This window comes from Luteolibacter pohnpeiensis, assembly GCF_016595435.1.
Taxonomy (GTDB): Bacteria; Verrucomicrobiota; Verrucomicrobiia; order Verrucomicrobiales; family Akkermansiaceae; genus Luteolibacter; species Luteolibacter pohnpeiensis.
Genome location: NZ_JAENIJ010000056.1, coordinates 1 through 9,773, shown reverse-complemented (window position 1 = coordinate 9,773; position 9,773 = coordinate 1). Strand labels below are relative to the sequence as shown.

The window sequence follows — 9,773 nt, the reverse complement described above, 5'->3', positions numbered from 1 at the left end:
TCCGCGTGATCGCCCAATGCGGCTAAAAATCCATCATCAATCCAACCTCAAAACCTCAACAAAAAAGCCTCATCCCCAATCTTTGGTGTAGACCCTGATTGTCTTGGTCGCCATCGGAAATTGCATCCACAAGCCCTTCCAAAACATGAACTTCAGTTCCATGACCGGTGCCGGCAGCTGCGACAAAACGCGTTCCCCGATCAATCAAAGTTCCGTCAGCGGTGGCGATCGTGAAGCCTCTCGCATACGCTGGCGCATAGGCGCTGACGCGGCCTTTGATCAAGCGGATGCGATCCGGGCCATCTATTGTCATTTCAATAGGTCCGCGCAGTTGAAGTCGAGCCCCGCCACGCATTGCAAGCCCCATCTCCGCCCCGTCAGCCAGATGGACTTCGCCATTTCCAAGTAACTGGCCGATCCGGTAGTTATCAGGCGCATGATCCGAATCGGCTTCTGTCACCGTAGCCAGAACATCGGACGAACTCTCAGCATCAAATCGCGCGTAGCGGGCAAAGAAAAACGAACCAGCCGCGATGAGCACCAAGCCCGCAGCAATCGCCATCGATCGATGCGTCAACAGCCGCTTCATTTTGTAAAGACGACCCCCCATTGGATCCGGCAGCTGGTTTGCCTCCAGTGACACCGTGGTCATCATTTCGTTAAAAAATGCTTCACGAGCCGCCGGATCAAATTTGATCAAGCTCTCGAATTCCGCCAGTTCTTCGGGAGATATCTCACCCGACTCAAAGCGTTCGATCCATGCTTGCCAGTTTTTATCCATCTTCGTGAATTTCTTCGAGCTTACGTTCAAATTTTCGCCAGGTTACTGATCGCGTGCAGAATCATCAGACGCGAACTCCCCAAGTCGCTTTAAAATGCAATCTTTGAGCTGAGCGCGTGCCCGGAAAAGTTTTTGTTTCAGCGCGCCTTCGGTGGATTTCCAGGCGTGGGCGATTTCTTCCAAAGGACGACGCGTGCCGTAGCGGAGATTCAATAAATCGTTAGACTCAGTCGGCAGATGCTTCCGGCATTGTTCCAGTGCTCTCATCCAGCGCTCAAACCGATCCGCGTGATCTTCAGCCGTGTCCGCGAGAAATTCCGCCAACTCATTTCCTGCCGCCAACAATTTGCCGGACTGATATTTCCTGAGGTAGGTGAAACACTCGAATCGGGCGATCGCGAATGCCCATGATTTAAAATCGGTATCCTGCGCAAAACGGTCGCGCTTTCGAAGAATGATCGAGTTCACATCCTGCAGCACATCCCTGGCGTCCTCTGGATTAAAAACCATCGAGCGGATGAAAAAATAGATCCGCTTCTGATGCGACACGAGCAGCGACTCGAAGCTTTCGTCATGGTTAGAAGGTTGCGTGGGAAATGATCCGCTCATGGAGTCGTCAAACTTTGGCCAAATCTACCGGGTAGCTCAATAGTGACTTTATTCATTCGAGCATCCATTCGGATGAAAGACCACGCATCATTGATTATGTTCACGCGCATCCAACTTTTTTCGTAACCTGGTCGAAGTGGGCACGTAGGCTATAAATTGCCTGCATTCCAGAAAATCCCGCCCTACAGCTTGCAGCAATTTTTTTCATTCATGCCGTAACCTGGGCCCACAAATGACGTAGGCGGAATGAGCCCGAGCGGGAAACGACCCATTTCCCAAGGCCCGATTGTTAGGACTCTCCCATTAGTTTCCGGCAATTAATTCCTCCAAGTAAACCCATCTGCATTTCATGAAAACCCATTCAGCCACGCATTTTACAAAATCTATCGGACGGCACGATTCCAACACTCATGGTCGCCGTTCCGAAAAATCCATGATGGGCATCATCTAACGGATATCGGCCTCGAATTTCGATAACCCGACTGAAAACAGCCGAATGCTTACGAACCGGTTCCTCCAAGGATCCGAAGCTTCAGTGCGGCTTTCGGTCTAACAGCATGATCCCCTACTCTAACCATTTTGTGAAACATCCTTTTACCTCCAGCCTACTAGCAACAGCTTGTTTATGCCTTCTAACAGTCACCCCAGTATTCGGTGATATTCTTTTTAGTGACAATTTCGACGAACCGGACGGCACCGCCTTACCCGGAAAAGCATCAGACATCGGCGGTGACTGGACCCAAACCGACGGACCGGGTCTCATTGTCACGAATGGATCGATCGATACCACAGGCGCAGCCCGAGTTGCTTATTGTGATCTAGCCACACCGTTTGATGGTAGCCAGAGAGTTCTGAAACTGACTGTCGATTTCACCCTGCTCTCCCACAATGATGGCTACGCCGGCATCTCACTTTTCAACGGCACTCAAGAATTGATTTTTCTGGGAGACCTGAATGGGGCCAGCACCTCAATTGGTGTAGAAGGCTCATCACAGAATTTGCGAGCGGTTGCTCAGCCAACAACGCTCAATGGCGTGATCACCTTGACCTATGATTTTGAAACTGGACGCACGAATCTTTATGCAGGTGCGGATATCACGGCCCAACCGCTCGCTACCTCCGGAAACACATCATTCCTGACATTCGATCGGATTCGCATAGCAAACAACAATGGCGGCGACATTGGCATCGGCTCCATCGAGATCGAGTCGCTGGAGGAAGGCCCGCCAACCATCAACCTATTCACGATTGACCGCCAGATTACCAAACAAGGCGATAATCCGATTCTCGATTGGGATACCTCCTTCGCCGATCAAGTTACGATAAACCCCGTACCTGGTGAGGTCGACACCTCGGGTTCGGTAGGATTGGAACTGAATCCAGGAGATACGGAGTTTTCAATCACCGCAACGGATCTCCAGACTGAAGCATCATCCCAAACCAAAGTAATCACCCGCTCTGTAATGGGTGGTGCGATGAACTATCGATACCTGCGATTCAACACGATCAAAACCCGTGAGCCTGGCTCGGACTTTGTCCAACTGGCAGAAATGGAATTTTACGATCCAACCTCGAAAGTCACCCCCGTAAGCATCACCAATCCCGGTGGAGTCAATCCAGTCACTGCAGAAGGACCTGCAAGTTTGATCGATGGAGATCCTGGGACCAAGTGGGTGGACAATGCCAAAGCACCGCTGATTTTTGATTTCGGCACTACGAATCCAGGAATCACCGACTACTCGTTTGTTACTGCCGCAAACTTGCCAGAATGGGATCCGGTGATGTGGACCATGGAAGGTAGTAATGATGGGATCACATGGACCTTGGTGGAAAATGTCACCGCATTTGATTTCAACATGCCCTGGGACCGGCAAACACCAGCGCAGTTTATTCCCTTCCCCGGAGCATCGCTGATCCCCCTCTCCTTCGAGATCCTGTCGATGGACCTCACCATGGCCACCCACCAAATACAACTGACATGGGAAAGCTCGGAAGGAGCAATCTATCAGATATCATCATCAACCAACCTCACCGACTGGACGCCGATCAAATCAGGCATCAGCGGCATGGTCGGCACCACCACCTCAACAGCGGAATTTCCTTTGGCACCCAAGCAGTTCTTCCGCGTAGAACAACAATGAATCATTCCCAATTTCCTAACCAAACCACCATGAAACCAAGCAACACAAAATACATCCCAGCATTTGTTAGATTTCTAACCATCGCTGGTCTAGCAACCTCGGCAAGTCATGCAGCGATGGTCTTCGCGGATGATTTCAGTGAACCATCTGGCACCGCGATCATCGACAAAGCACCCGATATTGGATCACCCTGGACCGGCAGCGCGCCCACCATCAGCTCGTCCAACACATTTGACACGACCGGTGCTCCACGCGCTGCATTCGGTGCGTTTACTTCCGCACTTGGTGCCGGACAGATGCTGACCCTTCAATACGACACCCTTAATGTATCTGGTGGCAATTTCTTCAGCGGTGGCTATGCCGGTGTAAGTCTGTATGTGGGTGGCAACGAGAGGGTTTTCACCGGTGATACCGGTGGTGCCGAAGTTTGGGGAGTTGATGGAGGAGCAATTGGTTTCCAGGCAAGCAGCGATACCACCAGCACCACCACAGCCACCTTCATGTATTGGTTCGATACCGGTGAATGGACGTTCACCACGACATCTGGCGTAAGCCTTGCAGGCAGCGGCAATCCTGGCGAAGCATTTGACAATCTTCGCATTGCCAACGGCAATGGCGGCGACATCAATGTCGACAACCTCACCGTCGACATCAGCGCAGTTCCTGAACCATCAAGCATCGCCATGTTAGGACTATTCGGAGTCGCACTCGGCATGAAACGCCGGAGATAAACGCCGGATAGATTCACGATTCCCTCAAACCAACAATGGGTAGCATGGTGCAAGCATACATCACGCTACCCATTTGTTAGATGGTAGTCTAAAATATACCTAACGAGCGAATTTCAGGGAGGTTCCGGCGGGATAAGCTCCGATTCAATCGCTGACGTTGTCGTCAGTTGATTCGCATGACCCGCCTTGCCTACCCACCTCAAGTGGCACACCGTAATAATCATAGACGCTCTTGAGAACAAAAAAGCTGAGCCTCTGTCCTCCTGAAATCAAATCCATCAACCGACGGTTATCACTGAACTCCTCAAGCCATGGAATCGCTCTGGATTCGATGATTTCATTTAACTCCTTAAACCGTTCGCTTGAAGATATTGATATCTCAAAGTCGAGAAGTTGCTTGTAGCGGGCACGATCCACAGCAACTTCGTCGACACGGTTTCGGACATGGCATCGGTATTCTAGCGGATGCGTTTCATCGCCAAGCGCCGTAATGTAAATCCCCAAGTTGAGATAGAATGACTTGCCCCACTGGGACCCCTGCACATTGAAGGTCTGGATGAATCCATCGCATGTCCGGTGCCACGTCGCATCCTTCTTTTTGAACCCGTGCGCCTTCAAGGTCGGAGCGATCGCCTTCACGAACTCACGTTTTTCTTCGGAAGCCATTTCTTATAGAACTTCAGAGGCCTAGCATTCGCTACTGGGAGACAGGCTTCGATTCATGCTGATGTATCTCGCTACTTTCAGCCTGTGTCTCTGAGGCGGCAGCGGGTCGGTCAGTGCTGACATGTTCTCCTGGTTTTTCCAATTTAGCAAGGTGCTTGTAAACAAAATCAGAGCACAAGTTGTCACTCGAGGAAAACCAGGTGCTCAATATGGTAAGGGCGAAGTGTCCTTTTACAATAGAATACCCCTGCTGCCGAACTGTGTAGCCGCCGGCACCTGAAAACAATATACCATCTCCTCCGTTCACATTATAAGTCGAAGATCTTGTCCAGCAATCAACCCCATTTATACTTATCAGGGTCGGTGGTCCGTCAAACTTAGGAAACTCAGGATTTGAGTTCATAAACTTCTCCATTTTCTTCAAAAAATCACCACCTGTTTTGATTGATGGGTCTGTCTCGATATTCTCGATCATGACCAACACATTCGGATTTTTGGTGTCATTTCTATCAGGAAGTTCAAGAGCCCGCATCGGAACGTGAATGTTTTTAAATTGTTCTCGGAAGGCATTCTCAGTCGATCGATCCCCACCAGCAGCAACACGAATGCTTTTCAGCATGAATGCTAGATTCTCTTCATCCCCCTTAAGTAGGGGCCACTCTGATGGTATACCGAGGCTAACACCAAAAAAATCATTTGTGTAGGTTCGTTCGCTGCCCCACTCACCACGAACTATCTGTTCAACACCACTTCCCACTGGCGGTGGCGTCTTTGAACAGCTCACGAATAAGGATGTAGAGAACAAGAGCGACAGAGCCAAGCCCTTCATTGTTAGGAATCGTTGTCGAAAATATTTCATATTCATGCGAGTCTTCTCAGGCAATAATGGTTCACCATTAGCCCCCCCTTAGCCCATTCCGTGTGAAATAGGCAGATCACTTCACTTCGATAGTATACGACAATAGAGGTTCAACCAATCCACTCATACCTTGCCCGAGCTTATATAGGTCGAGTTGAACCTGATAAATACCTTCAGCAAGTGGGATTCTGGGAGATTCCATATCTTTAGGATTACTAAGTGCCGTTAAAGTGATAGCAACATCAAATTCATCCCCCGGCTTAGATATGTAGGCAATAGACGGACCTATAGGTTCTGTATGAATTACAACGGCGCGACGGAGCCAACTAGCCAGCCATATGGGACCTTTCTTCGTCTTAGAATCAAAGAGCACTTGCTCCGAACGCAAGATTGCTTTACCTGACGTACAATCTCCAGCCAACGCCTGAAATAGCACAACGCCATCCGTATCATTTCGAAGATGCAAGGTAATCGTTTCCCCTTTCGAAACCGAGATATATCGCTCTTTCTCGGGAAGTTTTCCTTCAGCAGCGATTCCGCGAACAGCATTCGATGGCTCATCTGCTCGCGCTGGTGACGCTAGGTAAAAGGCCATCCAAATAAGAAGTAAACGAGTAAAAATGATCATTGCCTTAACGTCATAGCTCATTCAGCAGAATCGCCAAGCTTCGATTCCGCCAAACGCGTTTTCGCCCCCCACATTCAGCGGCTTTCACTGCTAGATTTTTCCTTAGGGGACATCCTCAAAAGGGCGACTTTGCGCTTATTGTAACGTTCTGCGAAGTCGATGGTTGCAGCTACATACCTCGCTTGAGCTTTGCTCTCTGGTGCATCGGTAGTCCCGTCTATCATCCTCACTCCGTATTTCGAGGCGATCCTTTTACCGACGTCAATCTCCAAACCTGGATAATAGGTTCCATAACCCATTGCGGATAAGATTCGGTAGTCACCCGCAGCATAGTCTGCTGCGGCTTCTTGGTGTGGCGACTTCTGAATGAATTCTCGGGTGAGACGATTATAATCACGATCTGATTTGCTAAATGAGCAGGCTGTGCAAGCCAATACTACTAAAAATGCCAGTGCCCTAAGCGAATATTTCATTACTGCAAAATATATGAATCCATCCACTGTGAGATGAAAGCCATAAAACCAAAATAAAGGCCGTCATCTCCTCGTAGATTGAGAAATCAACCTTCACGATTGAGAGTCCCTGTTCAGGCCGAAGACGAGGCTCGAAGAGTAAAACCTGTCGTCAAATGTGATGGCAAATGCCTTGGAGTCGGCTCACCAGCTCAGCCCACCTGCTCCCGAAGCGGACGCGCGTCACCTCCCGGCGAGCTGAAATACTCAATGGATGCCAAACCCCTTCCAGTGTCCTTCTCGGTCACCTCGATCTGCTGGTAGCTATTCCCTTTCCATCCGGAATCGATCTTCGGTTTCGCTCGATATCATTACTGCGTGGATCTTGCCGTCGGGCGAAAGCGACTTCAGCGCCTCAGGAATGTCCGCAACCGCGATACCTGTGCATGCCAAAGGAGTGAGAATTGTGAGTCCCTTTTTTTGGGAAGAACGTTAGAGTGGATTCACCGGCAGAGTGGAGTCTGAATTCAACGAGGGGCGTTATCGCCAGTAGCATCCCATGGCTTGTTCGGCGCGTTTTCATTGCCGCCTGCAGATGCGAGAAGATGCAAAAGGAGAAGCCTTGTTTTGTTGCCGTGCCAGTCACGGATACAGACAGTCACCATGAACACTCCAACACCGAACAAACTTATCATCCCCCCTACGAATAGCGCCGCTAAGACGGCGCCATCGCTGCCTTGGAACTTCCAATGAAACTTAACCAGTAGGAACGCAAAAAAACCACCCAAGGCAAGTAGCATGAACCCGAGGCCAAGCAAGCGCATCTTGTTCTGTTGAAATGCGCTTTCCTGTCTTTCGAGCTTCCGTGCAAAGTCAGGTGTCATCTTGCAATTATTCATCTTGTTTTCTGTCGAACGCCGAAATTCACACGTCCGCTAATGAGAGTTCGCCTTCGGTTCAAATTGAGGTTTGTCGTCAACCTTCGAATCCGACTCGAAGTGGGTAGAGGGTTATCCAGCTCCGGCTTGTTCTGCAAATCTATTCCAAGTGGCGGAGGAATACAAAACCTCAGACAGGCCTGTTGAAAGCTTCGTCGCGTCACTTGAGATTGGATGAATAGGGAGTTCACGGCACCCGAACTGCTTAAGCACAAGTCTCCCATCCCAAACAATGCTGCTTCCGTCCGTAACGCAGAGTACCCATGTGTTGCCGCGCCTGAGAACTTCCTTCGGAGCGTGAATATAACCCTCGCCATCAATTCGATACGTCTCAAATCGCAGTCCCGAATTGGCGTAAATTAAGGCAAATAGCGGCATTTCGCCCGTGCCGGTAGAGACAATTCTGATTGGCGGTCCGTGTCGAAGAATGGCGATTACTAAAACCATTCCCAATGCGAGGCTCGCGAGAGCGATGACTACCTTCGATGTGCGCATCCTTACCTTGTATGCCGGATTTAAATTTCTTGGTTGAACGTTTAATGTTCAGGCAAGCGCGAGTTCCCATCCCCTGTGGCATCTTGTTCACCTTGTCATTTTTGGTGCTTGGCGAGGACCTTCTCAAGACATTCATAATCCGCCTGAATGTAGCCCTCATCAGACAAACTGTATACCCCACTCTTGAGCGCCTCAAAATGTGCCGCAATTAGCTTCTCGAACGAGGCAAACGTATCGGTCAAACTCTCACCCGCGTGGTCAAAAAAACCGATTGCCCCAAAGTTCTTAGACTCCTTGGACACATCGACGACCACATTGTTGCCAAGACCGTCCGCCAGGAAGGGCAGCATGTTACGACCTTCGAAGGCATGTCTCTCTTCAGCAATAAGAGGAAAATCCTCCACTATCCCGTCCATAATTTCCTTCTCCGAGCGCACCTCCTCTATCGTCATCAAATGAAATCCATTGATGAGCTGACCGTGCCCCAAAAGAACACCCTCTTGGAACTCGGTCCCGCCAAATGCCATGAATAGCTCCCTTATGTCTAGAGGAAGGTGAATTCCTAGTTCCTCTTCAAGGGCGGAGGCCGCCGAGGAAGGAATTCCAGGCCTTAGATGCTTAGCAATCGGATGCCCCAAATCGGTTAAGGCCTTGATGTATTGGATGACAGTCACAGTTTAATGGAGAACGTCAAAGCGCTTGCCCCCTAACAGAGAGGGCGAGCGGCGATCACGGGGTTGTGGTTGTAGTTTCGGGAAATCATCCAAACTGAACGGCGGTAGGGGTTGACATGCCGCGTCTTGTTCGCGTTCTTCATTCATGGCAGTCGCTTCCTAAGTTCACCGAGTGAGAGGACAGGCTTGCGAGACTCCTTGGGTTCATCAATCCGGTAAGTCCACGTCCCAATCGTCTTCCCAGAACTCTCGTGTTTGATGGTGTAAACAGGAGCTCCCATCACGCTCCGACCAGCCTTCTTGCCTCTCTCGACAGCCCAAAGATGCTGATCAATGTGGACGGCATCCTCAGCCGTGATCGCCAACTTGCCCAGGGTCTTCCCGTTCTCGCTGATGGTGACTTCGCTACCCGAGAACACATACTTGTATTTAGTGATCGCCGGTTCCGAATATATCAATGTAACTGAGACCCGCTCGTCAGGCTTGAGGCCTTCGACTTTCGGTGGTCCAGCTAAAAGCGATGGCATACAGAGAAGCCAAAGCAGGGCGTGCGTGATGATCTGCGTCATATTCTTACCTGAACCGTATATTTTGTTCTACCTCAGATTGGATTATGCAATTTCATTGTCAATAGTTTGTTATTCTTGAATTTATAACGCGTTGCTCGCCGCCTTTCGACATCACCTTTCGAGACCCTGAAATCTGGCTCATCCTCAAAGATTGGGGACATGAGGCACGGATGCCATCATGTCCCCGATGTTTGTTAACCTAAATTTAGGTCTGAAGGGTTACGACCCCC

Annotated in this window: 11 protein-coding genes; 2 read left to right on the top strand and 9 right to left on the bottom strand. The window is 49.9% G+C overall.

Translation table 11 applies throughout. The features are described from left to right. Positions 1-55 precede the first annotated feature (55 nt). A complete protein-coding gene (locus JIN85_RS19070; protein ID WP_200273826.1) occupies positions 56-781 on the bottom strand; it encodes a FecR domain-containing protein in 726 nt (241 codons plus the stop codon). A gap of 42 nt (positions 782-823) precedes the next feature. Next, on the bottom strand, positions 824-1,390 hold the full coding sequence (locus JIN85_RS19065; RefSeq protein ID WP_200273824.1) for a sigma-70 family RNA polymerase sigma factor: 567 nt from the start codon (positions 1,388-1,390) through the stop codon (positions 824-826). A 581-nt stretch (positions 1,391-1,971) separates the two neighbouring features. Here JIN85_RS19065 and JIN85_RS19060 point away from each other — a divergent pair. Next, entirely contained in the window at positions 1,972-3,531 is a 1,560-nt protein-coding gene (locus JIN85_RS19060) for a hypothetical protein (protein WP_200273822.1), read from the top strand. A gap of 29 nt (positions 3,532-3,560) precedes the next feature. Continuing rightward, positions 3,561-4,262, top strand: coding sequence for a PEP-CTERM sorting domain-containing protein (locus tag JIN85_RS19055; RefSeq protein ID WP_200273820.1), 702 nt, complete (start codon positions 3,561-3,563; stop codon positions 4,260-4,262). Positions 4,263-4,406: 144 nt separating this feature from the next. Here the strand turns inward: JIN85_RS19055 and JIN85_RS19050 are convergent, their stop codons facing one another. The 7 genes from JIN85_RS19050 to JIN85_RS19020 form a co-directional block, all read right to left on the bottom strand. Then, positions 4,407-4,928 (bottom strand): DUF4304 domain-containing protein, encoded by a 522-nt coding sequence (locus tag JIN85_RS19050; RefSeq protein WP_200273818.1) that lies wholly within the window; start codon positions 4,926-4,928, stop codon positions 4,407-4,409. Between the two features lie 31 nt (positions 4,929-4,959). Next, the gene (locus tag JIN85_RS19045; RefSeq protein ID WP_200273815.1) at positions 4,960-5,793 is read right to left on the bottom strand and encodes a hypothetical protein; all 834 of its coding nucleotides are present in this window, start codon (positions 5,791-5,793) and stop codon (positions 4,960-4,962) included. 70 nt (positions 5,794-5,863) lie between these two features. Further along, complete coding sequence (locus tag JIN85_RS19040) at positions 5,864-6,436, bottom strand: hypothetical protein (RefSeq protein WP_200273813.1); 573 nt, start codon at positions 6,434-6,436, stop codon at positions 5,864-5,866. A gap of 53 nt (positions 6,437-6,489) precedes the next feature. Continuing rightward, complete coding sequence (locus JIN85_RS19035; RefSeq protein WP_200273811.1) at positions 6,490-6,888, bottom strand: hypothetical protein; 399 nt, start codon at positions 6,886-6,888, stop codon at positions 6,490-6,492. Between the two features lie 506 nt (positions 6,889-7,394). After that, positions 7,395-7,751 (bottom strand): hypothetical protein, encoded by a 357-nt coding sequence (locus JIN85_RS19030; RefSeq protein ID WP_200273809.1) that lies wholly within the window; start codon positions 7,749-7,751, stop codon positions 7,395-7,397. A gap of 644 nt (positions 7,752-8,395) precedes the next feature. Beyond that, the gene (locus JIN85_RS19025; protein ID WP_200273807.1) at positions 8,396-8,974 is read right to left on the bottom strand and encodes an SMI1/KNR4 family protein; all 579 of its coding nucleotides are present in this window, start codon (positions 8,972-8,974) and stop codon (positions 8,396-8,398) included. 143 nt (positions 8,975-9,117) lie between these two features. After that, on the bottom strand, positions 9,118-9,543 hold the full coding sequence (locus tag JIN85_RS19020; protein ID WP_200273805.1) for a hypothetical protein: 426 nt from the start codon (positions 9,541-9,543) through the stop codon (positions 9,118-9,120). Positions 9,544-9,773: the final 230 nt, after the last annotated feature.